Genomic DNA, 26,192 nt, shown 5'->3' with positions numbered 1-26,192 from the left:
TTTATGGGAAAATTTTAACCCTGAAGTGCAAAATTATGGTACAAAAAAAAGCCACCCGGAAGGTGGCTTTATATTTTAGGTAAAGGGTGGGGGCTTAATTTACAAAACCTGTTCTTGCTCCACCATCCATAAATAAAGTTCTCATACGAGCCTTCTGACCTTCAGAGAACATGTACATACATGCATCGTTTGTATAATCCATATAGTTCATGGTCATGTCATTATCTCTACAATTTACTGTAGGATAAGATGGACATCCATAGTTAGGACCATCTGAAGATGGAGTATCAGCTACGAAATCATCCTGGCGACATCTTCCATCACCCCAGATGTGGCGAAGATTAAGATAATGTCCAACCTCGTGAGTAGCCGTTCTTCCTTTGTCGAATGGAGCTGAAACATAACCGGTAGTTCCAAAATATTGCGGAGAAATTACCACACCATCAGTAGAAGCAGGACCTCCCGGGAACTGTGCATATCCTAGAATTCCGCCGCCAATGTTACAAACCCATATATTCAGGGTAGTTGATGGTGATACCGGTGGATATGCATATTTCATATCGTCTCTGGTTCCCCATTCAGTTCTGGAATTGCTGTGTCTAAAAGTATTGGCAAGTGTAAAGGAAACATCTGAATCTGCAACTAAACCAGCAAATTCTGAAGGCACCTGGCTTGCGTCATTATTACTTGCGTTAAAGTCATCATTTAAAACTGCAATCTGAGAGGCTATCTGAGCATCTGAAATATTCTGCTGAGAGTTGCTGTAGATCACATGCACGACAACCGGAATATTTACAACCCCTAGGTTATCTGTAACCGGTGGTTCAGTACCACCACCCCCGCCAGAACCGGGTTTGCCTTTCGCATTACTTCCTTTTGCAAGAATAGATCTAGTGTTCTTTTCGATGTTATACATCTTCTTGTGCAGGTCACCATTTTCGTTCAATAAACGATTAAGGTTAGTCATACTGTAACATTTTGCTTTTCCATTTTCAGAGCTTTTACCATCGGCATCGGCATCTGTGTAAAGATAGAAATCACTCATGTCCACCTGAGCTTCCTGCTGCTCAGCAATTGTTTCTGTAGGGTCTTGCTCACAAGAAGCAAAAAGGAAGGCTAAAGCTGCCATTCCTAGAAAAACTTTTTTCATAATAGTTTTGGTTATTGTTTGATTTTGGTCGAATATATTTAATTCTTTATCGATTTTATCATTTTATTATAAAAAAGTTTCAGCTTTAACATTTGGAGTATGAAAAAAACAAAAAAGCCATCTTTTCAGATGGCTTTTCTCAGTTTAAAAGAATGTTTCTTTAGAAACAATATTTATTTTCAGAAGTCAGTTTCTCAGCGATCTTATTTCTAAGTTCTACAACATTCGGCATGTTGGTGTACTTGGTAAAACGCTTAAGACCCATCAACATCATTTTCTGTTCATCACCTTCAGCGAAGGAAACGATACCTTCCTTGGCTTTTGTATTAATGATATCTACGGCATGGTACAGATAAAGTTTTGCCATAGCGATCTCTTCAGCTTGAGATTCTTCCCCAAATCGCTTGGCGTTCTTCTCAGCTCTCAGGATACCAGATTCGGCCATATAAACCTCAATTAAAATATCTGAGGCAGCCAGTAATAACTGCTGGTTTTCTTCCAACTTAGGTCCAAATTTCTGTACGGCACTTCCTGCTACCATTAAAAATACCTTCTTCAGCTTGGCGATCATGTCTTTTTCTTCAGCAAAAAGCTTAGAAAAATCTGGTTTGTCCATAGATGGAATTCCGGTTAATTCTTCACCTACCTTCATCGCAGGACCTAATAGATCTACGTGACCTTTCATCGCTTTCTTTACCAACATACCAACCGCCAGCATTCTGTTGATCTCGTTAGTACCTTCGTAAATTCGGGCTATACGTGCATCTCTCCAGGCAGATTCTATTGGAGTATCAGCAGAGAAGCCCATACCACCAAATACCTGAATTCCTTCATCACTACAGTTTTGAACATCTTCTGAACAGGCTACTTTTAAAATAGAACATTCGATAGCATATTCTTCCACACCTTTCAGCTCAGCTTCAGAATGAGAGTTTCCTTCCTCCAGACGAATATTAATCCTGTCTTCAATATTCTTGGCAGCACGGTAAGCTGCAGCTTCTCCAACATATGTAGAAGTAGCCATTTCTGCCAGTTTAGACTTTATAGCACCAAATTTAGATATAGGTGTGTTGAACTGTACGCGGTCATTAGCATATTTTACTGAAAGATCTGTTACTCTTCTTTGAGCATCCAAAGATGCAGCAGCAAGTTTGATACGACCTACGTTCAGGGCATTCATGGCTATTTTAAAACCATTTCCACGCTCTGAAAGCATATTTTCCACCGGTACTTTAGTGTCGTTAAAGAACACCTGGCGGGTAGAGGAGGAGTGAATACCTAATTTCTTCTCTTCTTCGCCAAAGGTAATACCGTTTTCAGGGTCATTTTCAACTATAAATCCGGTAATGTTCTTGTCGTCTTCTATTCTCGCGAAAACGATAAATACATTAGCAAAACCGGCGTTGGAGATCCACATTTTCTGCCCGCTGATGCTGTAATATTTCCCGTCATCTGAAAGTACTGCTTTGGTCTTTCCGGAATTGGCATCACTACCTGCACCAGGTTCAGTTAAACAGTAAGCTCCAAACCATTCACCGGTAGCCAGTTTTGGTACATATTTTTTCTTTTGTTCTTCGGTACCATATAAGGTAATTGGCATAGTACCAATTCCAGTATGTGCACCAAAGGCAGTAGCTAAAGATCCTGTTGCTCCTGAAATATAATCACAAACCAACATAGTGGATACAAATCCCATTCCTAACCCGTCATATTCTTCTGGTACGGCAACTCCAAGAAAACCGAGCTCTCCAGCTTTGCGCATTACCTCTTCGGTTAAAGCATAGTCTTTTTGCTCAAAACGTTCTTTGTGAGGCCATACTTCACGCTCTACGAACTCCTTAACAGAATCGCGCATCATTTTTTGTTCTTCGTTAAAATCTTCTGGTGTGAAGACGTCTTCACTCTTAGTTTCTTTTACCAGGAACTGGCCCCCGCGTAAAAGATCTTTTTTAGCTGTATCTGTGCTCATTTTTATTTAGTATTTAGAAGTGAGATATGATTATCGAAAATCTCACTTTATGGATTAATTTTTCTATTTCATTTAAGATCTCACTTCTAAGATCTCATTGTTTAGTTCTAGTTCAGGAATTCAAAAACTCCGGCAGCACCTTGGCCTGTACCTACGCACATGGTAACCATACAATGCTTGTTCTTTAAATCACGCTTGCGCATTTCGTCGAAAACCTGAACAGATAATTTTGCTCCGGTACATCCTAGCGGGTGTCCCATAGAGATAGCTCCTCCATTTACGTTAAGCTTATACTGATTAAGGTCGAGCTCTCTGATAACGGCCAGAGATTGAGAAGCGAATGCCTCATTCAATTCTATTAACTCCAGGTCATCCTGCTTAATTCCAGCTTGTTTTAAAGCCTTTGGAATAGCATGTACGGGTCCTATTCCCATGATTCTTGGTTCTACACCAACTGCGGCATAACTTACCATTCTGGCAATTGGCTCAAGGTTTAGTTCCTTTACCATTTCCTCGCTCATCACCATTACAAAAGCGGCTCCGTCACTCATCTGTGAAGAGTTACCTGCAGTAACACTTCCACCTTCTGCAAACACCGGTCTCAATTTATTAAGAACTTCAATGGAAGTATCTTTTCTTGGACCTTCATCTTTATTTACAGTGTAAGACCTGGTTTGTTTCTTACCATTTTCATCCACATAGGTTTCATCAATGGTAATTGGAACAATTTGATCCTGGAAACGATCTTCTGCCTGAGCTTTTATCGCTTTCTGATGCGAATTGTAAGCAAATTCATCCTGGTCTTCACGGGAAACATTGTATTTATTCGCTACTGCCTCTGCAGTGAGACCCATTCCCCAGTAATAATCCTCATTACCGGCTTTGGCTACTTCATAATCTGGCACCGGCTTATATCCGCCCATTGGGATATAACTCATACTTTCTGCACCACCTGCGATCACGCAGTCTGCCATTCCCATCTGGATCTTTGCTGTTGCAATCGAGATGGTTTCCAGACCTGATGCGCAGTATCTGTTTACGGTCATCCCGGGAACGTCTTCAATTTTTAATCCCATAAGAGAGATCAGTCGACCAACGTTCAAACCCTGTTCTGCTTCTGGCATGGCATTTCCAACCATAACATCATCAATCCGGGTCTTGTCGAAATCTGGTAATTTATCCATCATGTACTGGATCGTTTCAGCAGCCAGTTCATCTGGTCTTTTGAAACGAAACACACCTTTTGGAGCTTTTCCTACTGCAGTTCTGTATGCTTTTACTATATATGCTGTCTTCATTTTTCTAGTATTTAGAATTTAGTAATGAGTATTGAGATACACATTAGACTAAAGTTTTTATTAAAGAGTAATTCATTTTTTGTATCTCAACTACTTCTTCCAGAATTGGCTGTACCAGATTCTCAGAAGTAAGATTTAAATTATAAGCTAAGGTTAATTGAGTAAAAAGTTCATAAGAAGAATCACTGGCTATACTTAGAAAATTTCTAAATTCTCCTTTGGTGTTTCTTCCGGCACCTTCTGCAATATTTGAGGCAATAGAAATTGCACTTCTACGGATTTGACTGGTTAAGCCAAATTTTTCTGCAGAAGGAAAAGCTGAACTCAGAACATAAATATCTTTAGCAACTTTCATTGCTTTTGTCCAAACTTTTAAATCTTCCAATTTGTACATTTCTTATTACTCTTTACTCAATACTAACTACTAATTACGTAGCGGTTTTCCTTTTTTAAGCATGTGCTGAAGTCTTTCCAGAGTCTTTCTCTCTCCGGTAAGGGACAGGAAGGCTTCTCTTTCCAGGTCTAACAAATACTGTTCACTAACCATCTGGTTTGCTGAAAGGTCTCCACCGGCCATAACATAAGCCAGTTTGTTGGCAATCTTTTTGTCATGTTCGCTTATATACTTTCCTGCAGCCATTTGGTCTGTGCCCACGAGGAATGCACCCAATGCCTGTTTTCCAAGGACTTTAACGTCCTTACGGGCGATTGGTTTGGTATATCCATTTTCAGCCATTAATAATGCCTGCTTTTTAGCGATCGCCAACTGCCTGTCTGGATTCACTACCACTATATCTTTTCCTTTCTGAAGAAGTCCCAGGTCATACGCTTCATAAGCTGAAGTTGAAACCTTGGCCATACCTATGGTCAGGAAGTTCTCTCTTAAACGGTTTAGCTGTACATCATCTTTCTGGAATGTATCGGCTGCTCTAAGGGTCATTTCCTTAGTTCCACCACCACCAGGGATCACACCAACACCAAATTCAACCAAACCAATATAGGTTTCAGCTGCGGCTACAACCTTATCGGCATGCAGTGAAAGCTCGCATCCACCACCAAGAGTCATGGCGTGTGGGGCAGAAACTGTTGGAATGGAGGAATAACGCATTCTCATCATGGTATCCTGGAAATATTTAATCGCCATGTTAAGCTCTTCATATTCCTGCTCAACAGCCATCATAAAGATCATCCCGATATTAGCTCCAACAGAGAAATTCTTCCCGTCATTGGCTACAACCAGTCCCTGGTATTCATTTTCAGCGATATCTATCGCTTTGTTAAGGCCGTCAAGAACATCACCGCCTATGGAATTCATTTTACTTCTGAACTCCACATTCAGGATTCCGTCCCCAAGGTCTTCGACAACTACGCCGCTATTCTTAAATACTTCATTAGATTCCCTGATGTTATCCAGTATGATAAATGCATCCTGTCCCGGAACTTTAGTTTGTTTCTTTTCGTCTATACTATAATAATAGGTATTACCTTCTTTTACGGTATAGAAACTTTTGCTTCCGCTCTCCAACATCTCGTTAACCCAGGCAGCAGGTTCATAACCTTCAGCCTTCATCATTTCGATACCTTTTTCTACACCAATCGCATCCCAGATCTGGAATGGACCATGTTCCCAACCGAATCCGGCTTTCATGGCATCATCTATCTTATAAAGCTCATCAGAAATTTCCGGAATTCTGTTAGATACATAGGCGAAAAGTGCTGAAAAACTCTTTCTATAGAAGTCTCCGGCTTTATCTTTTCCTTTAACCAGTACCTCAAAACGATCGGCAACATTATCGATGGTCTTGGTCATCTCCAGTGTTGCGAAAGAAGCACTTTTTCTATCACGGTAATCCATAGTATCAAGATCAAGAGATTTGATCTCGCTGGAACCGTCGTCATTTTTAATTTTCTTATAAAATCCCTGGCCAGTCTTACTACCTAGCCATTTATTTTCCATCATGGTATTGATGAAATCTGGTAACTGGAAAAGGTCGTGCTGCTCATCATCTGGAACATTTTCATAAATCCCGTTTGCAACATGTACCAGGGTATCCAGGCCAACTACATCTACAGTTCTAAACGTAGCTGACTTCTGGCGTCCTATTACCGGACCGGTGAGTTTATCTACCTCTTCTATAGTCATGCCCATATCCTTTACTGTATGGAACAGACTCATGATTGAAAAAATACCTATTCGGTTTCCAATAAATGCTGGGGTATCCTTAGCAAGAACTGCTTTCTTTCCAAGGAATTTTTCACCATACATCTCAAGGAATTCAAGAACTTCAGGAGAAGTCTCTTTACCAGGGATAATTTCAAATAATCTTAAATATCTTGGAGGGTTAAAAAAGTGAGTTCCGCAGAAATGCTTTTTAAAATCTTCACTTCTGCCTTCGGTCATAAAATTAATAGGGATACCAGAAGTATTCGAAGTAATTAAAGTTCCCGGTTTTCTGTGCTTCTCAATGTTTTCAAAAACCTGCTTTTTAATATCAAGACGTTCAACAACCACCTCAATGATCCAATCTACCTCTGCGATCTTATGAATATCATCTTCAAGATTCCCGGTAGAAATCCTGTTCACAAAATCCATATGGTAAATTGGAGAGGGTTTAGATTTTACCGAAGCCGTAAGCGAATCATTAACTATTCGGTTACGAACCACTTTATCTTCCAGGGTTAAACCTTTTTTCTTTTCCTTTTCATTTAGTTCCCGTGGAACGATGTCCAGAAGTAGAACTTCCACGCCAATATTGGCAAAGTGGCAGGCAATACCGCTACCCATAATTCCGGATCCGACAACTGCTATTTTATTAATCCTTCTTTTCATTTTTTGGTTTTTATTATTTTATCTGATACTAATTTCTTCTGTATAAATTTTCTTATCACTTATAAGTCCCAGGATGGTATTTGCCACATCTATAAAAGTATTAAGATCTTTATCTGAAACTGATTCTTTTACTGCTTCATCAAACCTTAGAACCACGCGTTTGGAATAATCCCTCATTTCTTTACCAAAATCGGTTAGGTGAATAAGAACACTTCGCCCATCATCCGGATTTTTTTTCCTTATGATCAAACCTTTTTCTTCCATGGTTTTAAGAATTCTTGATAGGCTGGTAGCTTCCATACCCATTTTTGGACCTAAAGATGTAGATGGGGTGCCTTCCTCAGGATCTATGCTTAAAAGTGCAAATCCCGTAGCCATAGTGCTTCCAGCCTTTCCGGCTTCCTCATTATACATCTTGGAGACCGCCATCCAGGTTGCACGCAAAACATAATCTATAGTTTTTTCTTTCATCTGGCTTTTTGAATGATTCCAAAGTTAGGAAAAAATATTATGCATGCATAATAAAATTAGTTATAAAATATTAAATTACTGAATTATAGGCCTTAAAATTCTTAAAACAAAAAAACTCCTCTTTGTGGGAGGAGCTTTTTTTATCATATTCTTAATGTAGATTTAAAATCTACCGTATAATTTTTCGTAGAGATCTTTGTATCTCTCCTTAATTATCCTTCTTTTTAATTTCATAGTAGGAGTAAGGTGACCATCATCTATCGTCCAGGATTCAGGGGTAAGTTCAAAAGTTTTGATCCTTTCCCATTTCCCGAATTTCTGGTTATAGAAATCTATTTCTTCCTGAATTCGTTCTTTAACCAGTTTATTATTGGCAATTTCCCTTTCAGTTCCCTTGCCCAGATCGATGTTCTTTCTTTTTGCCCAATCTGAAATAAATTCAAAATTTGGCTGGATCAAAGCTGAAGGCATTTTTTCACCATCACCAACAACCATGATCTGCTCAATGAATCGTGATTGTTTCATTACATTCTCGATCATTTGAGGAGCTACATATTTTCCTCCGGAAGTTTTGAACATTTCCTTTTTCCTGTCTGTTATTTTCAGGAAACCGTCCTTATCGATCTCTCCAATATCTCCGGTATGAAAGAAACCATCATCTGTAAGAACTTCTCTGGTCTTAGCTTCGTCCTTATAATAACCCTTCATAATATTAGGTCCTTTGGCAAGGATCTCTCCATCTTCGGCTATTTTCACTTCTACATTGTCCAGCACTTTTCCAACAGTTCCTATCCTGAATCCGTAATTGCGTTCATCATTTACCGAGATCACAGGAGATGTTTCAGTTAATCCATATCCCTCCATTACCGGAATTTCTGCCGCAGCGAAAACTCTGGCCAATCTAGGCTGCAGAGCTGCACTTCCCGATACGATCAATTCAATATTACCGCCCAAACCTTCTTTCCATTTAGAGAAAATAAGTTTTCTGGCAAGATTAAGTTTGGTTTCATACCACCATCCGTTTTGACCATATGGTTCATATTCAAGACCAAGTTCAACGGCCCAAAAGAATAATTTCTTCTTGATTCCATCCAGCGCTGTTCCTTTCGCGATAATTTTATCGTATACTTTTTCCAGCAATCTTGGTACAGCACTAATTACATGTGGTTGTACTTCTTTAAGGTTGTCACTTATCTTTTCAATAGATTCAGCAAAATATATCGACACTGAATAATACTGGTATAGGTAAAGAATCATTCTCTCGAATATATGACACACAGGTAGAAAGCTCAACGCTTTATAAGTGCCTTTTTCAAAAGGTACTCGGGGAGCACTACCCAACACATCACTAACTATATTATTATGTGTTAGCATCACGCCTTTAGGTCTTCCGGTAGTTCCTGAAGTATATATTAAGGTAGCCAGATCATCTGGCTTTACAGCGTCCTTAATTTTTTCAACTTCATCCTGATTACTTTTATCCTCACCGCTTTTTAAAACTTCTTTCCAGTTTTTACAGCCGGCGATCTCGTCAAAGCTGTATACCTCCTTTAACTGGGTTGTACCTTTTATACGGTTTACTTTATCAAGAACTTCTTCATCTGAGACAAAACAGTAAATTGATTCACTGTGATTTAATACATAAGCGTAATCCTCTTCAGAAATAGTAGGGTAGATTGGTACATTTTGCGCTCCTAATTGCAGGATACCAATATCCATTACATTCCACTCGGTTCTATTGTTTGTGGAAATGACAGCGATCTTATCATTAGGTTTCACTCCTAATCTTAAAAGCCCACGGCTAATGGCATTTGCCTGATCGATGTATTGCTGAGTTGAAAGAGTTTGCCATTCATCACCATATTTAGTACCTAGTGAGTGTTCTAATGGGAAATTTTCTAACTGATAATAAGGAAAGTCAAAGAGTCGTTTTATTTCATTCATCAAGTTGAATAGTTTTTGATATGCCTTGCAAAATAGGAATTTTGACTACTGTTTCAAATCAAATTCAACAAAATAATTTAGAATAATTAACATATTCACAAATCAACGCCTCTTTTTTGATAGATAAACCTCGAATTAATATAATTTTTTATAAAAATTCTCAGCTCAAGTTAAACTGTTTTCAAGCCGATCAAACTATTGATTATTAGCCAGGTAAGTTTTTGAATTAGGTCAAATCTTAAAAAAGATATTTTGAATAAACTTAATTTTATAATCGGTTCAGTTCTGATTATGGGAGTATAAATAAGAACCGAAATTAAAGACAAAAAAAAAGGAGCCATTTGGCTCCTTTCTCTTTTTATCAAATCTTTTCTTCCAGCCATTTCCTGGCATTGACGAATCCTTCCAGCCATGGAGAAACTTCATCTTTTCTGTTTTTTGGATAATGGGCCCAATTCCACTGAAAGGTTGATCGTTCCAGGTGAGGCATCATGACCAGGTGTCGACCGGTTTCATCTGTGAGCATTGCCGCATTAAAATGAGAACCATTTGGATTTGCCGGGTAGCCCTCATATCCGTATTTGCCAGGGATATTATATTTTTCTTCCTCATACGGAAAACTGAATTTCCCTTCACCATGGGCCGCCCAGATTCCAAGTTTTGAACCGGCCAGGCTTGAAAGCATCACTGAATTATTTTCCTGAATTTCTACTGAAGTGAAATTGCATTCAAATTTATGAGATTCATTATGAAGCATTTTTGGCTTCTGTTTGTGCTCCGGGTTGATTAAACCAAGTTCAATAAAAAGCTGGCAACCGTTACACACTCCTAAAGATAACGTGTCTTTTCTAGCAAAGAATTTATCCAGGGCTTCTTTCGCTTTTGCATTATATAGAAAAGCTCCGGCCCAGCCTTTAGCACTTCCCAGGACATCTGAATTTGAGAATCCTCCCACAGCAGCTATGAACTGTATATCTTCCAGAGTTTCCCGGCCAGAAATCAGATCGGTCATGTGAACATCCTTAACGTCGAAACCGGCGAGGAACATTGCCCGGGCCATCTCTCTTTCAGAATTTGAACCTTTTTCCCGAATTATAGCAGCTTTTATTCTTGGTTTTGAAGGATCTATTTCAGGTAGTTTGCCGGTAAAATGCTCCGGGAACCTGAACTCAAGTGGCTGTTCTCTATAATTATGGTAACGCTCGGTGGCCTTGTCGATTCCGCTTTGGTGTTCATCCAGAAGGAAAGATGTTTTGTACCAGGTATCTCTTAATTCCGGAATATTAAAAGTGAGGTCTGCACCGAAATTTTTAATCCTTAAACTTGAACCTTCAGTTACTTTACCGATCTTGAAAAATTCAATTTTATCTTCCTTCAGAATATCTTCTATCAAATCATTTTTTGCCTGAAAAATAATTCCGCAGTTCTCATTGAAAAGGAGTTTTATGATATCCTTTTCGCCTACTTTAGAAAGATCGAATTCAGCTCCAAGATTTACATCGGCAAAGCACATTTCTAAAAGACTGGTGATTAATCCACCTGAAGCTATATCGTGACCGGCAAGGATCAGGTTCTGTTTTATAAGTTTCTGAACGGTATTAAAAGCAGCTGCGAATTTTTTATCATCCTTTATGGTTGGGACTGCATTTCCTACTTTATTTAGAATTTGAGCAAAAGACGAACCGCCAAGTTTAAATTCATCCTGAGACAGGTTGATATAATATATGTCCCCGCCGTTCTTTTGAAGAACGGGTTCAACTACTTTGGTGATATCATTACAATGCCCGGCAGCAGAAATAATTACAGTACCCGGGGAAATCACTTCGCGGTCCTTGTAGCGCTGCTTCATAGACAGGGAATCTTTCCCGGTAGGAACATTTATGCCTAAGGAAATGGCAAATTTTGAGATTCCTTCCACAGCCTCATATAGTCTCGCATCTTCACCTTCATTATTACATGGCCACATCCAGTTGGCGGAAAGAGAGATTGATTTTAAACCTTTTTCCAATGGAGCCCAAATGATATTTGATAAAGCCTCAGCGATAGAGTTTTTCGAACCGGCAACGGGATCTACAAGTGCAGATACGGGAGAGTGACCAATTGAGGTCGCCACGCCTTCTTTTCCTTTATAGTCAAGAGCCATTACACCACAGTTATTCAGGGGTAATTGTAGCGGCCCCGCAGTTTGTTGTTTAGCTACTCTACCAGAAACACAACGATCTACCTTATTGGTTAACCAGTCTTTGCAGGCTACAGATTCTAATTGTAATACCTGTTCCAGGTATTCGTGGATCTTTGAAGTTTGATAGCTTACTTCTTCGTAGTTTCTTTTTACCGATTTGTCTGTCATTATGGTTTTGGGAGAACTTCCAAACATATCAGATAAATCAAGATCCATGGGCTTTTCACCAGATTTTTTACCTTCAAAAGTGAACCTGTAATCACCGGTAACATCTCCAACTTCATACATAGGCGATCTTTCCCGATCTGCAACCCGTTTTAGTTGCGCAATTTCTGCTTCACCAATTACAAGGCCCATTCTTTCCTGGGATTCATTTCCTATGATTTCTTTTGCAGAAAGGGTAGGGTCTCCAACCGGTAAAGCATCGAGGTCTATTTTACCTCCTTTTTCTTCCACCAGTTCACTCAGGCAATTTAAATGTCCACCGGCACCATGATCATGAATGGAGACGATAGGATTTTTTTCACTTTCAACCATACCACGTACGGCATTGGCCGCTCGCTTCTGCATTTCGGGATTTGAACGCTGAATTGCATTTAATTCTATACCACTGCTAAAGGCACCTGTATCTGCTGAAGAAACGGCAGCACCGCCCATACCAATTCGATAATTTTCACCACCCAGGACCACAATTTTATCGCCTTTATTTGGCACATCTTTTAATGCCTGTTCCTTTTTACCGTAACCAATCCCACCGGCAAGCATGATCACTTTATCATATCCTAAAGACCGGTCATGTTCCTGGTGTTCAAAGGTTAAAACAGATCCTGAGATCAAAGGCTGACCGAATTTGTTGCCGAAATCTGAAGCTCCATTAGAAGCTTTAATCAGAATATCCATGGGAGTCTGGTAAAGCCAATCCCTTTCTTTCATTCCATTTTCCCACTTTCGATCTTTATTAAGTCGGGAATATGAAGTCATATATACGGCAGTTCCGGCAAGCGGGAGTGATCCTTTACCTCCGGCAAGGCGGTCTCGAATTTCACCACCACTTCCCGTAGCAGCTCCGTTAAAAGGTTCTACCGTAGTGGGGAAATTATGGGTTTCTGCCTTAAGTGAAATAACAGAGTCAAAATCTGTCACCTGGTAATATTCAGGGACATCTGGAGCTTTGGGTGCAAATTGTTCCACTCTCGGACCATTTACAAAAGCCACATTGTCTTTATATGCCGATACTATTTCATTGGGATTCTCTTCAGAAGTTTTTCTAATAAGTTTGAACAAGGATTCTTCTTTTTCTTCTCCATCAATAATAAACTTACCATTGAAAATTTTATGACGACAATGTTCTGAATTAACCTGGGAAAACCCGAAGACTTCCGAGTCTGTAAGTTTCCTGCCCACCTTTTTTGCTAATCCTTCAAGATAGGCAACTTCTTCATGGTTTAAAGATAGTCCTTCCTGCTGGTTGAATGCATTGATATCTTCAACTTCGATGATTGGCGCAGGATTAATATGAATATCAAAAATATCCTGATCAAGCCCGTCATATTTCTGTGAGAGCATAGGATCAAAATCATGGAAATTCTTATCAACCCTTAGAAATTCCTCTATTCTAATCAGGCCGTGTATACCCATATTCTGGGTAATTTCTACAGCATTGGTACTCCAGGGAGTGATCATTGCGGCACGTGGTCCAACAAAAAAATCTGCCAGAGCAGATTTATGTATTTGTAAAGTGTTTCCAAAAAGCCAGTTAAGTTTTGATATTTCCTGAGCTGAAAGTTCTGAGTGTGTTTCCACAGCAAAGATCTTGGTAGTTTGGTTTCCGAAGAAAAGGATCATCTAGGTTGTGTTTGTGTTGTTTTGCAAAGGCACAAATTTAGGATTTTTTCTTGGGTAGATTAAAAATTTTGGGAAACTTAAGTTTTTATTTCTGGTCTTTATATGTACCTTAATAAGGACAATTAATTTTTCCAATGCATTTCAAATTTATTCACCTTTTCGTGCTTGTCATTGTATTGTTTGCAGGAGCAAATTCATGTTCCCTTGTGGGTGAAAACGAGCAGGATAGAGTTTTAATAGAAATGCGTATAAATCATTTTCAACAAACCGCCTTTGGATCTTATCCTTTACTAGTATTGCTGGCACAGGAGAATGAGAGTATTGGAGGTGCAGATTGGAAATATTTTTATGATGAAATTGAAGGATTTAATTATAAACCCGGGTATATATATGATTTGAAAGTGATTAAAAAATCAGTGCAGGATCCTCCTCAGGATGCGTCTGCTTTTAAATATATATTGCATAGCGTGGTAGCAAAAAATCCTGTTTCAAGCAACGAGATTTTCGAAATCCGGCTTAAGTGGAATGGAGAGAATTTTGTACATACTACAGAAGGTAGTGCGCCCAGTTTAATACAGGAATACGAAATAAATTGTGATACTCTTTGCGATGAATTGACCAGTCGCCTGGAAACCGAAGAAGAAGTAAGCGGGATTTTTCAGCACGAAGGTGACCGAAAAATTAAGCTGATCGAACTTAAATAAAAAAGCGACCTGGAAAGGTCGCTTTTATTTATTCCTTATGAAGAGAAGCCATATAAAAGCCATCATAACCACTCTCACTGGATAGTATACTTTTCTCACGGAGTAATTTAAATTCTTTGCCGGCTTCTGTTTTGAGAAATTTCTGAACCTGTTTCTGATTTTCAGAAGGTAGAACAGAACAGGTTGCATATACCAGTTTTCCACCTTTTTTTACAATTTTAGAATACTGTTCCAGTATTTCCAGTTGGGTATTTCTGATCTTATCCAGGAAATCTGGCTGCAATTTCCATTTCGCGTCGGGGTTTCTACTTAAAACACCCAGTCCACTGCAGGGAGCATCTATAAGTACCCGATCTGCAGAGTTATATAATTTCTTAATAACCTTGGTGGAATCTATGCTTCTGGTTTCCACATTATGCGCTCCGGCTCGTTTTGCTCTTCGTTTTAACTCCTTCAGTTTATTACCATAGATGTCAAGGGCAATGATCTGGCCTTTATTTTCCATCAGGGCGGCAAGATGCAAGGTCTTACCACCGGCTCCGGCACAGGTATCTACTACCCGCATACCCGGTTGTACATCCAGAAATTCTGCAACTCTTTGTGAGCTGGCATCCTGTACCTCGAACAAACCATCCTGGAATGCCTTGGTACGAAAAATGTTTCCACGCTCCTTTAATTCTAGGGCTTCCGGATAATTTTTTAAATTGGAAGTTTCGAAACCTTCCTCACTTAGTAATGCTGCAAGATCCTTCGGGGTCGTTTTTAATTTGTTTGCCCGTATTACCACCGGAGCCTGCTCGTTTAGGGCATGAATCTCCTTTGTCCATACTTTTTCCCCCAATTCTTGTTCCCCTAATTCATCCATCCAATCTGGAACAGATTCTCTAAATTTTCTAATTCTGCTCAACTCATCAAACCTTCCCTTGATACGTCTTTCAGGAGTTTTTTCAAATTGAGGCCAATCTGGAATTGTTACACCTCTAAGCACACACCAAACAGCGAACATTCTAAAAAGATCTTCTCTTTTAAAAGGTTCTTTTACTTCAGCAATTTCAGCATATAATCTTTTCCATCTTACAATGTCGTAGGTGGTTTCAGCTATAAAACTTCGATCCCGGGATCCCCAGCGTTTATCTCTCTTCAGTGTTTTTTCTATTACCTTGTCGGCATATTTCCCTTCATTGAAAATTTCAGATAATGCATCGATGGTAGCAAAAACAAGATTCCTGTGTAGGCGCATAAAAATTCTTTAAGTCGGCAAAGTTACGTTTTTTTGAAACGGATTAATTTATATTTGGATCAAATTCTAAGGAGATTGGATGCATAACAAATTATGCCTTTTAGGGCAGTTCTCAGATTTAAATAGATGCTAGCCACAACTTCAAAATGATCAAAAAAAAACAAATGAAAAGAATTAGCTTATTACTTATACTATTAACATTTGCCTGTAAAAATAATAATGAAGTAAGATCTTCCCGGGTAGAGCAGGAAGAGACAAAAACATTTGAATCTGTAGCAAGTGAAATTATCTTAGAAGATGATTCACTTAGTATTAGGGCCATCCAGGTGATGGGAGATAATCTGGCTTTCGCGGCAAATCATGGCACATATGGTTTATATAATTCCCAGAGTGAAAAGTGGAAGATAAGCACACAGAATTTTGACACCATAAAACCTGAATTCAGGGCAGTTGCAAGTACCTCCAATGATTTTTTCATGTTAAGCGTTGCCAACCCGGCATTGCTTTATAAAACCGGAGATAAAGGTAGTATGGAGCTGGTTTATAAAGAAGAAAACGAAAATGTTTTTTATGATTCCATGATCTTCTGGAACGATCTGGAAGGGATCGCCATGGGGGATCCTATAGATGGATGTATCTCGATTATTACCACGAGGAATGGAGGGAACAGCTGGAATAAAATCACATGTGATAGCCTACCCGCATCGTTGCAAGGCGAAGCTGCTTTTGCAGCCAGTAATTCTAATATAGCTGTACTGGATGACAATACCTGGATACTAACCGGAGGTAAAAAGTCTAGAGTTTTATATTCTCCTGATCGCGGAAAAAGCTGGGAAATTTATGATACTCCGCTAATACAGGGTGAAGAAACAACTGGGGGTTATAGTATAGATTTTTACGACGATAGGAACGGGGTCATTATTGGCGGGGATTATACCAAACCTGAAAATACATCTGCAAATAAGGCAATCACCAGGGATGGTGGAAAAACGTGGCAATTGATCGCAGAAGGGCAGGAGCCGGGCTATAAAAGTTCTGTAAGGTATGTCCCCAATTCTGGAGGTAAAGCAATGGTTGCTACGGGATTTACCGGTATACACTATTCTAAGGATTCTGGTGCCTCTTGGAAAAAGCTTTCAGATGAAGGTTTTTATACCTTGAGGTTTGTAAATGATACTTTAGCTTATGCAGCCGGAAAGGGCAGGATCGCGCGCTTAATATTTGATTAAAAGAAATGATCCGGAAGATTTTCATCTGCCGGATCATTAACTACTAACTAACCAAAAACTAAATATGAATAGAATCTCTACTCACTACTATTAGAATCTTTCTTCTCTCGTTTAGAGCGGTATTCCTTGATAAGCTTTTTATGGAATTCATCTTCCAGCTTATGCAGTTTTATAATATCTTTTGCTGAAATGATCTGCTTAAGATCTTTGAACAGCTGTTTTTTAATTTTATATTCTTCACTTTCTACACTAAGGAACTCATCAATTAGATCTTCCGCTTCATTTTCTGAAATGCATTCAACATTTTTTAGTTCAATATGTTCTCTTCTGTGCAACTCACGCCTCTCCCTCTCATATTCATTATAAATAGGCCAGAATTTCTCAGCAGTTTTTTCATTTAGTTTTAATTCCTGAGTGAAATAAGCAACTTTTAAAGCCTTTATTCTTTCCCTTTGTTCCTCTTTATTTTCCTCCTGGGCGCCCATCGAAAAGGCTGTAAAAAGGAAACAAATAATTAAGATTAAGTTTTTCATAGTTATTCTAAAATATAAATCGGGTCTTCTGCATGTTCATCAATATAATCTAAAGCAGCATCAGAGTCTACGCTATTAAAATCTTCCTCGCTTACTAATTGTTCTTGATTTAATATGAAATCAGGGTAATCTGCGGTATTTAATTCAAAATATCCCATTTCATAGCCTTCTTCTATATAATTTTCCATCGCTGAAACCTCTATATCATCCCAACCCATAGTTTGAACAGGATCAGATTTGAAAAAGTCTCCAAGAAAAAGTGCAAAAATAGCGGCAACTGCAGCTGCATAAAACAAATATTCTCTCTTAAAAAGCTTAATCACCTTAGGGTTATGAGTCTCCAGCTTTGAAAGAATTCTATTCTCCAATTGCTCAAAATAACCATCAGGCACAGTAAAGCCACTGTCGCCAGGTAAAAACTCCTTTGATTCCTGCTCTTCGATATTTCTCATGAGCCTATCCTCTAAGTTCCCGAAATAATTTTCAGGAACTTTAAAACCAGCTTTTGATATGTTGGATCTATTGGAGTTCATCGATTCTTTGACTATAATTTCAGTAAATGGTTTAATTAGACTTTAAATATTCTTCTATTTTTTTCGAAGCTATATGATAGGAAGCTTTTAAGGCACCTTCACTTGTTTCAAGGATTTCGGCCATTTCCCGGTACTTTAATTCTTCGAAGTATTTCATGTTAAATACCTGTTGTTGTTTTTCCGGAAGCAGCGCTATAGCCCTCTGGAGTTTTAATTTGATTTCATCACCGTCAAAATAAACATCACTTTCCAGGTTGTCTATGATTTGATCTTTCAACTCTTCTGAAGTGATATGCAATCTTCGCGCCTTTTTGTTCAGAAAAGTAATAGATTCATTAGTTGCTATTCGATACATCCAGCTGTACAGTTTACTATCGCCCTTGAACTTACCTATGTTTTTATAGATTTTTACAAAAGTGTTCTGCAGAATATCATCTGTATCGTCATGATCTTTGACCATATTCCTGATATGCCAGTAAAGTCGTTCTTTATAAGTGGATATAAGTTCCCTGAAAGCCTCCTGGGAAGTGGAGCTTTCCTGCAATCTTTTTATAAAGTGATCTTCCGGATTGTGCAATTCAGGTAGTTATGTGTCAGTTTAGATTCTGTAAAGATATTGAAAACAAGAATTAGTGAGAAGGTAATTTCTTAAGGACTGATTTGTAGGATTTTATATCTTTTAACAAGTCGTTTTATCGATTAAATGCATTTTTATAAGATAAAAGGCAACTATTTTTTGGCTAAACCAATATATTTTTTAACTTTACGATATAGAAATGAATTAAACTTTTTTTTGCCTCAAACAAAAATGATTTAATCGCATTATTCTCACTTGCCCCAAAGAGAGGATAATTTCTAAAAAATGGATGATACCTACTTAGGTCATCCATTTTTTTATTTTTGCACAATCTGAAATCTTCAAATTAAAATTCACGATATGAAAACTATTCTTTCTTTATTATTTGGATTCTTTATTAGTATATCTGCACACGCTCAGGAGATTCCAGAAGTTGTTGTAGGGGAAACCCTGGAGATCGGGGAGGCCCAACAATATGGCTACGCTCAAATTAAATTACCACCTTCAAATTTTATTCTTAAGCAAGTTGGGATGCTTAATTTTAATGATCTTAAAGGAACCCAGGTTGTTGTCTCTAAAATTAAGCCTTCAGGTAATGATGAGAAAACTGTCATTTTGAAAAGAAAGGATGGTAAAAAATTCTTTGGAAAATTCCCCTTTATTAAGGCAAGTTATCCAAAAGCTTTAGTTTCCGGGGAACTTAATAAGGTTTGACTTTAAAATTATTAGTCGAACGACTGCATCTCGACCAGTTTCCTGTATGCACCGTTGGCAGCAATTAGATCAGCATGTTTTCCCTGTTCCACGATTTCACCACGTTGCATTACAATAATTTTATCTGCATTTTGTATAGTAGATAACCGGTGTGCGATCACAACAGAAGTTCGATTTTTCATCATATTCTCCAAAGCTTTCTGTACGAGTTTTTCACTTTCAGTATCCAGGGCAGATGTTGCTTCATCCAGGATCATGACCGGTGGATTTTTAAGTACGGCTCTGGCAATAGAAAGACGTTGCTTTTGTCCGCCGCTTAGTTTATTTCCGCTATCTCCAATATTGGTATCCAGTCCCGCAGGAAGCTCTTTTACAAATTCCCAGGCATTCGCGATCTTGAGGGCATCTATGATCTCTTCATCTGTAGCATTTTCTTTCCCCAGGGAAAGATTATTTCTAATACTGTCATTAAAAAGGATCGAGTCCTGGGTAACCAGTCCCATCAAATTTCTTAATGAAACCTTTGTGATCTGCCTTATATCTATCCCGTCGATTTTTATGGCGCCTTCATTCACGTCATAGAACCTGGTAATAAGGTTCGCTATGGTAGACTTTCCTGAACCTGACTGTCCAACCAGGGCTACCGTCTGACCTTTAGGTACGCTAATGCTAAAGTTCTTTAATACCTTCTCCTTTTCGTATTTAAAATTAATATTCTCAATACTTATCTCAGAGTCAAATGTCTTTTTATCTATTGCGTTTGGAGCGTCTGTAATCGAGGATGGAGTTTCCAGTACTGCAAGTATCCTTTCTGCGGCAGCGTCCCCTTTTTTAACGCTGTAAGTGGCCTTGGAAATTTGCTTGGCAGGAGTAAGGATATTATAGGCAAGACCTAAAAAAGCAATAAAGGTGGCCGCATCAAGGCTGCCCTCTACAAGTACCATATTTCCGCCGAACCATAGAATGATCACAATTACAAAAATTCCCAGGAACTCACTTGTTGGGGATGCCATATTCTGGCGGTTCACCAATTGGTTGAGAATATGATTCAATCGGTTAGTGGATTGCTGAAAACGTTTGTAGAACTTATCCTCGGCATTAAATCCTTTAACGATCTTAAGGCTGGAAAGAGTTTCTTCGACTATACTTAGAAAATGACCGTTTTCTTCCTGAGCCAGGTTCGATTGTTTTTTTAATTTCTTACCTATAACAGAGATTATAAAACCGGCTACGGGAAGAAACAGAAAAACAAAAAGCGTCAGCTTGGCACTCATTAAAAGCATTGCGATGATAGTGAAGAGAATAGTTAAAGGTTCCCTAACGATCAATTCTAAAATAGAAAGAAATGAAGTCTGTACTTCGTTAACATCTGCCGTGATCCTGGAAATTGTATCCCCTTTTTTCTTTTCAGAAAAGTAGGAGACCGGCAAGGCTAAGATTTTCTTATACATAGCATCCCGAAGATCTCGAAGTACCCCGTTGCGCAAAAAAGTAAGAAAGAACGAACTTAGATAACCAAAAAAGTTTTTTAGAAAAAACAGTAATACTACGATCCCACAAATAAAAACCAGCGCAGCAACTTCATCTTCGTTCACTCTTTGTGTGACCTGGTAATTGAAATAATCTGTTACATAGTCCTTGGCGCTTCCTATGCCATCCCAAACCGGTTTCCGGGAAACCCGCTTTGTCTTATCGAACAGAACCTGGATTACAGGAATAAGCGCGATAAAGGATAGGGTGCTGAAGATTGCATATAAAACATTGCAAATAATATTCAGTATCGCAAATCGCTTATAAGGAATTGCGAATTGAAGTATTTTCCTGAAGTAGGTCATTTATATTTTGTTAGCCCAGTTGTAATTCTTCTCTAATCCGGGCAATTTTATCACTAAGTTTTTGATCTTCTTCACGGTAATTTTCCACCGAATCCAGATCTGAGTTTACACTGATATAAAACTTGATCTTTGGCTCCGTTCCACTTGGTCTGGCCGCGATCTTGGTGCCCTCTTCAGTGTAATATATGAGCACATTAGATTTGGGTATATCGATGGTTTTTTCAGTACGGTCCTGGATATTCCTGGCGACAGATAATTTATAATCTTCAATTAGAACAACCTTCTCACCGTCTATTTCGTCCCATGGGTTTTCACGCAGGTCGATTAGCATTTGCTTGATCTCCTGTTCGCCTTTTATACCTTTTTTTACCAGAGAAATTAGTTCTTCGCGGTATAAACCGTACTGGGTATATAGCTGAAGTAATTTCTCATAAAATGAACTTCCCTGTCCTTTCATCATGGCTGCGATCTCGCAGGCGAGTAGAGTAGCGGTCACGGCATCTTTATCTCGAACAAACTCGCCAACCATATAACCAAAACTTTCTTCACCGCCACCAATAAATTCCATTTCTGGATGGTCTTTTATAAGTTTAGCGATCCATTTAAACCCGGTAAGCACTTCCATGTATTTTACTCCGAAGGCCTCGGTAAGGTTCTTGAGCATTGGAGTGGAAACTATGGTTGAGGCGACAAATTCATTTCCTTTAAGTTTGCCTGCTCTTTTCCATTGATCAAGCAGGAACCACGTCATGACCAGCATGGTTTGATTTCCATTAAGCAGAATCATCTCGCCATCAAGATCTCTTACGGCAATTCCTAAACGGTCACAATCAGGATCTGTTCCAATTACGATATCAGCATTTTCTTTTTCTGCGATATCAAGTGCCATCTTCAATGCTTCCGGTTCTTCCGGATTTGGGGATTGTACGGTTGGGAAATTCCCGTTAGGTTCTCTTTGTTCCTCTACGATATGTACTTTGTTAAAACCGGCTTTTTCAAGTACTTCAGGAACCATAGTGATCGAGGTTCCATGTAAGGAAGTAAAAACGATCTTAAGTTCATCCCGGTTAGCAGGAGGAATATCAAAGCTCCCGTTTTTTACCGAAGCTTCTGCAAAAGCCTTATCCACATCTGAGTCGATCTTTTCAATAAGGTTTTCGTTTGCGTCAAATTTAACAGCTGCATAATCTAGATTATTAATAGTTTCGATCAATTCTGCATCCTGTGGCGGAACCAACTGGCCTCCATCAGCCCAGTAAACTTTGTAGCCATTATATTCCGGAGGATTATGGCTCGCGGTTAAAACAATTCCGCATTGACAATCTAAATATTTTACTGCAAAAGAAAGTTCCGGGGTTGGTCTTAATTCTGAAAAAAGAAAAACTTTTATGCCGTTTGCAGAAAATACATCTGCCACAACCTTTGCCAGTTCCTGGCTGTTGTTTCTACAATCGTAAGCAATAGCTACCTTTAGATCTGTGCCGGGAAATGATCTTTTTAAATAATCTGAAAGTCCCTGGGTATTTTTCCCAAGGGTATACCTGTTAATTCGATTTGTACCAACACCCATTACGCCTCTCATCCCGCCAGTGCCGAATTCAGCGTTTTTATAAAAACTTTCTTCAAGTTCTTTCGGATTTTCCTCGATGAGTCTGTTTATTTCAGCCTTAGTATCGGCATCAAAAATATCGGTAAGCCATTCTTCCGCCTTTTGCAGAATTTCCGGTTTAATAGTAGACATAATTAGATTGTTTTGCTTGGCAAAAATAATGATTAAAACCTGAAAGCCCCTAAATATTAGGGGTGGTTTTCTTAATTAGGTATCGATCCTTATCTCTTTTAGATCTCAGGATAAGTTCACCTACGAACCCTGCGAGAAAAAACTGGGTCCCAATTACCATAACGATTAATGCAATATAAAACCATGGATTATCTACCACAAGTATATTTGGTATCCCGTGGTAAAGCTTATATAATTTGGATAGGCCTATCCAGCCAGCAGTAAAGAATCCAATGATGAACATAAGTACTCCCAAGGCACCAAATAAATGCATAGGTCTTCTGCCAAATTTTGAAAGAAACCAAATGCTAATCAAATCCAGAAAGCCGTAAATGAATCTGTTTACCCCGAATTTGGTGGTGCCGTATTTACGGGCCTGATGCTGCACTTCTTTCTCACTAATCCTGGAGAAACCGGCATTCTTTGCGAGTACAGGAATGTATCGGTGCATTTCACCATATACATCTATATTTTTGATAACTTCTCTGCGGTAGGCTTTGAGGCCGCAATTAAAATCATGTAGTTTCACCCCAGAAGTTTTCCGCGCGGCGGCATTGAATATCTTAGAAGGGATATTTTTGGTAATTACATTATCATACCTTTTCTTTTTCCATCCCGATACAAGATCATTTTTCTCTTTAATGATCATATCGTATAGCTCCGGGATCTCTTCAGGATTATCCTGCAAATCGGCATCCATAGTGATCACAACATCCCCTTCGGCTTTTAAAAAACCTGCATGCAGGGCCTGGGATTTTCCGTAATTACGATTAAATCTTATTCCTTTTACCCGGTCATCACTTTTTGCTAATGCTTCAATAGTCTTCCATGAGCCATCTGTGCTGCCGTCATCTATAAAAATGATTTCGTAAGAAAAGGAATTGGATCGTAAAACCTTTACGATCCAATTATATAATTCTACTAGAGATTGTTCTTCGTTAAGAAGTGGTATTACAACCGATATCTGCATTTATTATGCGTTAGTGGTGTCTTTTTCTTTGAAAACCAATGCTACAATTAATCCTATTACAGCATACATAATTAACTGAAAACCATATCCTTTCAGCTGATTTAGGAGTGAGTACTGATTTTCCTCCTGTAATTGCTGCAAGGTTTCGTTGATTTGAGCTTCCGGAGCTCCAAAACCTTCCATCATATCTCTGGTAGATTCAATTGTGAGTTCAGTTAAGGTCTCAGCAGCTTCAGAATCTACAAAATTGAAAAGGATAATTCCGAACAACAAAGAAATAAAAGTTCCAATAAATACTGTTAGAAAATATGCTCCAAAGGCATCTTTAAATTTAAATAAACTAGTGCTGGCCTTTTTAGCTTTGCTTGTAGCCATACTTGCCATAATTACCACGAAGAGTAGTAATGATATGCCAAACCACCATTTGGTGAATAGGCTCAAATCGAAGGCGTAGGCAAGAACAACGATCAGGATCAAAGATATTCCCAGGTACAGGCCGTAGGACGTAGAAATTTTTTTAGCTGGTTTTTCCATTGTTTAATTGAAGTTTGATTAGTTTAGCAGTTAGTTAACAAATATAGGAAAACGTTACATTCTAAAATCAGGAAAAACTTTTTGCAATTTAGTTTGTAGTTGAGAACTTATTAATTAAATTTGCACCTCGAAAATTAAAAGATCAAAGCGATGAAGCAGGGAATCCATCCGGAAAATTATAGATTAGTAGCTTTTAAAGATATGTCTAATGATGACGTATTTATTACAAAGTCTACTGCAAAAACAAAAGAAAGTATTGAAGTTGACGGAACTGAATACCCGTTGGTAAAACTGGAGATCTCCAGAACTTCTCACCCTTACTACACAGGACAAACCAAGCTTGTGGATAGTGCAGGTAGAATTGACAAGTTTAAGAACAAATACTCAAAATTCAAGAAAAAGTAATTTTTCTGGTCTTTTCAAGATATATAAAGCCGCTATTCAGCGGCTTTTTTGCATTAATGATTTTGTAGCAAATCCTTTAAGATTAACAGGGAACTGCTATTTTTGATAAAATTTCAATGTCGATGAATTATATTCTTTTTGATGGTCCTGCCAGAGAGGATCTTTTGCCTTTTACTTTTACCAGACCTGTTGCAGAAATTAGAATAGGAATTTTAACCTTCAGAGAAAAATGGGAAAAACTTTTAGGTGCAACAACTTCAACTAACACAGAAGACCACCTAAGTGCAAAATGGCCGCTCAAAATAGATAAAGAGAACATCTGCATAAATTCTTCAGTAATTCCTACCAGAGAACTGGCAGCAAAGGTTAAAAGTTTGCAGAATGGGGACGCTTTAGTTTATAAAGATCAGGTCATCGCATATTTTCAGAAAGGAGACACTAAGATTGATGTAGATTCATTGAACTCTGTAGAGTTTAATTCAGATATTTTAATGGTTTTGAATACCTGGGATATTTTTTCGAAAAATGGCCAGGCGTTGGAAATGGATTTTTCTTTGGTTACCGCGGGTCGTGAATCTCAGGTTATAGATGAATCTAATTTTGTAAGATCTCCAGAGAATATTTTCATAGAAGAAGGTGCGAAAGTGGAAAATTGTTCGCTTAATGCTTCAACGGGCCCTATATATATTGGCAGGAATGCAACGATAATGGAAGGTTCTTTGATTAGAGGGCCGTTTGCATTATGTGAGGATGCTACGATTAAACTGGGTGCAAAGATCTATGGACCTACCACGGTAGGACCATCCTGCAAGGTTGGGGGTGAAGTGAATAACTCTGTTTTCTTTCAGAACTCCAACAAGGGTCATGATGGCTTTTTAGGAAATTCTGTATTAGGGGAGTGGTGTAATATAGGAGCCGATTCAAACAATTCTAACCTAAAGAACAATTACGCAGAAGTGAGGCTCTGGAACTACAAAACCGAAAACTTCGCAAAAACAGGATTACAATTTTGTGGGTTGATCATGGGTGATCACAGTAAATGCGGGATCAACACTATGTTCAATACAGGGACGGTCGTAGGTGTAAGCGCCAATATTTTTGGAAGTGGTTTTCCTCGAAATTTCATCCCGGGATTCAGTTGGGGCGGAAGTGGCGGAACTACTACCTACAAACTGGAAAAGGCACTGGAAACTGCAGAACTGGTTATGAAAAGAAGAAATATAGACCTTAGCGACGAAGACCGGGAAATCATGAAACACGCCTTTGATTATTCTGCTAAATGGCGTAGGGATTAACTTGTAATTCTTCAGATTAGGGCGGTGAAAGTAAATTCGTTTTACCAGTAATAGTTTAATCTGTAAGTTTCTAATCTTCTTTAAATTACAATTAGGAAATCGTTTTATAGAAACGTTTTAAGTTGGTATCTTTGCAGCCCCAATCTCCGGAGCG

At 38.6% G+C, this 26,192-nt stretch carries 21 protein-coding genes; 5 read left to right on the top strand and 16 right to left on the bottom strand.

What is annotated here, in order from left to right:
* Positions 1-94: 94 nt before the first annotated feature.
* The 8 genes from FGM01_RS02045 to purL form a co-directional block, all read right to left on the bottom strand.
* A complete protein-coding gene (locus FGM01_RS02045) occupies positions 95-1,150 on the bottom strand; it encodes a zinc metalloprotease (RefSeq protein WP_143409456.1) in 1,056 nt (351 codons plus the stop codon).
* Between the two features lie 160 nt (positions 1,151-1,310).
* On the bottom strand, positions 1,311-3,119 hold the full coding sequence (locus FGM01_RS02040) for an acyl-CoA dehydrogenase family protein (protein WP_143409455.1): 1,809 nt from the start codon (positions 3,117-3,119) through the stop codon (positions 1,311-1,313).
* 107 nt (positions 3,120-3,226) lie between these two features.
* Positions 3,227-4,417, bottom strand: coding sequence for an acetyl-CoA C-acyltransferase (locus FGM01_RS02035; RefSeq protein ID WP_143409454.1), 1,191 nt, complete (start codon positions 4,415-4,417; stop codon positions 3,227-3,229).
* A 43-nt stretch (positions 4,418-4,460) separates the two neighbouring features.
* A complete protein-coding gene (locus FGM01_RS02030; protein WP_143409453.1) occupies positions 4,461-4,811 on the bottom strand; it encodes a four helix bundle protein in 351 nt (116 codons plus the stop codon).
* Positions 4,812-4,841: 30 nt separating this feature from the next.
* Positions 4,842-7,247, bottom strand: coding sequence for a 3-hydroxyacyl-CoA dehydrogenase/enoyl-CoA hydratase family protein (locus FGM01_RS02025; protein WP_143409452.1), 2,406 nt, complete (start codon positions 7,245-7,247; stop codon positions 4,842-4,844).
* An 18-nt stretch (positions 7,248-7,265) separates the two neighbouring features.
* On the bottom strand, positions 7,266-7,718 hold the full coding sequence (locus FGM01_RS02020; protein ID WP_143409451.1) for a MarR family winged helix-turn-helix transcriptional regulator: 453 nt from the start codon (positions 7,716-7,718) through the stop codon (positions 7,266-7,268).
* A 162-nt stretch (positions 7,719-7,880) separates the two neighbouring features.
* Complete coding sequence (locus tag FGM01_RS02015) at positions 7,881-9,662, bottom strand: AMP-dependent synthetase/ligase (RefSeq protein ID WP_143409450.1); 1,782 nt, start codon at positions 9,660-9,662, stop codon at positions 7,881-7,883.
* A gap of 361 nt (positions 9,663-10,023) precedes the next feature.
* Positions 10,024-13,689 carry a phosphoribosylformylglycinamidine synthase gene (gene purL, locus FGM01_RS02010; protein ID WP_143409449.1) on the bottom strand — a complete coding sequence of 1,222 codons (3,666 nt, stop codon included), beginning with the start codon at positions 13,687-13,689 and terminating at the stop codon, positions 10,024-10,026.
* A gap of 134 nt (positions 13,690-13,823) precedes the next feature.
* Between purL and FGM01_RS02005 the strand changes: the two genes are divergently transcribed.
* Positions 13,824-14,393: a DUF4377 domain-containing protein gene (locus FGM01_RS02005; RefSeq protein ID WP_143409448.1), complete on the top strand. Its 570-nt coding sequence runs from the start codon at positions 13,824-13,826 to the stop codon at positions 14,391-14,393.
* Positions 14,394-14,421: 28 nt separating this feature from the next.
* Here FGM01_RS02005 and FGM01_RS02000 read toward each other — a convergent pair whose 3' ends face one another.
* The gene (locus FGM01_RS02000) at positions 14,422-15,633 is read right to left on the bottom strand and encodes an RsmB/NOP family class I SAM-dependent RNA methyltransferase (protein WP_143409447.1); all 1,212 of its coding nucleotides are present in this window, start codon (positions 15,631-15,633) and stop codon (positions 14,422-14,424) included.
* Positions 15,634-15,797: 164 nt separating this feature from the next.
* Between FGM01_RS02000 and FGM01_RS01995 the strand changes: the two genes are divergently transcribed.
* The gene (locus FGM01_RS01995; RefSeq protein WP_143409446.1) at positions 15,798-16,862 is read left to right on the top strand and encodes a WD40/YVTN/BNR-like repeat-containing protein; all 1,065 of its coding nucleotides are present in this window, start codon (positions 15,798-15,800) and stop codon (positions 16,860-16,862) included.
* A 77-nt stretch (positions 16,863-16,939) separates the two neighbouring features.
* Here the strand turns inward: FGM01_RS01995 and FGM01_RS01990 are convergent, their stop codons facing one another.
* From FGM01_RS01990 to FGM01_RS01980, 3 genes are all read right to left on the bottom strand, one after another.
* Complete coding sequence (locus tag FGM01_RS01990; protein ID WP_143409445.1) at positions 16,940-17,395, bottom strand: hypothetical protein; 456 nt, start codon at positions 17,393-17,395, stop codon at positions 16,940-16,942.
* Between the two features lie 2 nt (positions 17,396-17,397).
* A complete protein-coding gene (locus FGM01_RS01985; RefSeq protein ID WP_143409444.1) occupies positions 17,398-17,847 on the bottom strand; it encodes a hypothetical protein in 450 nt (149 codons plus the stop codon).
* Between the two features lie 112 nt (positions 17,848-17,959).
* The gene (locus FGM01_RS01980) at positions 17,960-18,505 is read right to left on the bottom strand and encodes an RNA polymerase sigma factor (protein WP_143409443.1); all 546 of its coding nucleotides are present in this window, start codon (positions 18,503-18,505) and stop codon (positions 17,960-17,962) included.
* Positions 18,506-18,865: 360 nt separating this feature from the next.
* Between FGM01_RS01980 and FGM01_RS01975 the strand changes: the two genes are divergently transcribed.
* Positions 18,866-19,219 carry a hypothetical protein gene (locus FGM01_RS01975; RefSeq protein WP_143409442.1) on the top strand — a complete coding sequence of 118 codons (354 nt, stop codon included), beginning with the start codon at positions 18,866-18,868 and terminating at the stop codon, positions 19,217-19,219.
* Between the two features lie 11 nt (positions 19,220-19,230).
* On the opposite strand, the gene FGM01_RS01970 is transcribed toward FGM01_RS01975, so the two are convergent.
* Genes FGM01_RS01970 through FGM01_RS01955 form a run of 4 tightly spaced genes read right to left on the bottom strand, consistent with a single transcriptional unit; the run spans position 19,231 to position 24,338 of the window.
* Positions 19,231-21,054 (bottom strand): ABC transporter ATP-binding protein, encoded by a 1,824-nt coding sequence (locus FGM01_RS01970; RefSeq protein ID WP_143409441.1) that lies wholly within the window; start codon positions 21,052-21,054, stop codon positions 19,231-19,233.
* A gap of 10 nt (positions 21,055-21,064) precedes the next feature.
* Positions 21,065-22,795: a phospho-sugar mutase gene (locus FGM01_RS01965; protein ID WP_143409440.1), complete on the bottom strand. Its 1,731-nt coding sequence runs from the start codon at positions 22,793-22,795 to the stop codon at positions 21,065-21,067.
* Positions 22,796-22,844: 49 nt separating this feature from the next.
* Entirely contained in the window at positions 22,845-23,804 is a 960-nt protein-coding gene (locus FGM01_RS01960; protein WP_143409439.1) for a glycosyltransferase family 2 protein, read from the bottom strand.
* A gap of 3 nt (positions 23,805-23,807) precedes the next feature.
* Entirely contained in the window at positions 23,808-24,338 is a 531-nt protein-coding gene (locus tag FGM01_RS01955; protein WP_143409438.1) for a DUF4199 domain-containing protein, read from the bottom strand.
* A 150-nt stretch (positions 24,339-24,488) separates the two neighbouring features.
* Between FGM01_RS01955 and FGM01_RS01950 the strand changes: the two genes are divergently transcribed.
* Positions 24,489-24,743 carry a type B 50S ribosomal protein L31 gene (locus FGM01_RS01950; RefSeq protein WP_143409437.1) on the top strand — a complete coding sequence of 85 codons (255 nt, stop codon included), beginning with the start codon at positions 24,489-24,491 and terminating at the stop codon, positions 24,741-24,743.
* A 122-nt stretch (positions 24,744-24,865) separates the two neighbouring features.
* Positions 24,866-26,038, top strand: coding sequence for a GlmU family protein (locus tag FGM01_RS01945; RefSeq protein ID WP_143409436.1), 1,173 nt, complete (start codon positions 24,866-24,868; stop codon positions 26,036-26,038).
* Positions 26,039-26,192: the final 154 nt, after the last annotated feature.

Origin of the sequence: Christiangramia sabulilitoris (assembly GCF_007050985.1) — a bacterium.
Lineage (GTDB): Bacteria > Bacteroidota > Bacteroidia > Flavobacteriales > Flavobacteriaceae > Christiangramia > Christiangramia sabulilitoris.
Note: the sequence above shows the minus strand (reverse complement) of the source record. Positions and strands in the feature narration are given on the sequence as shown.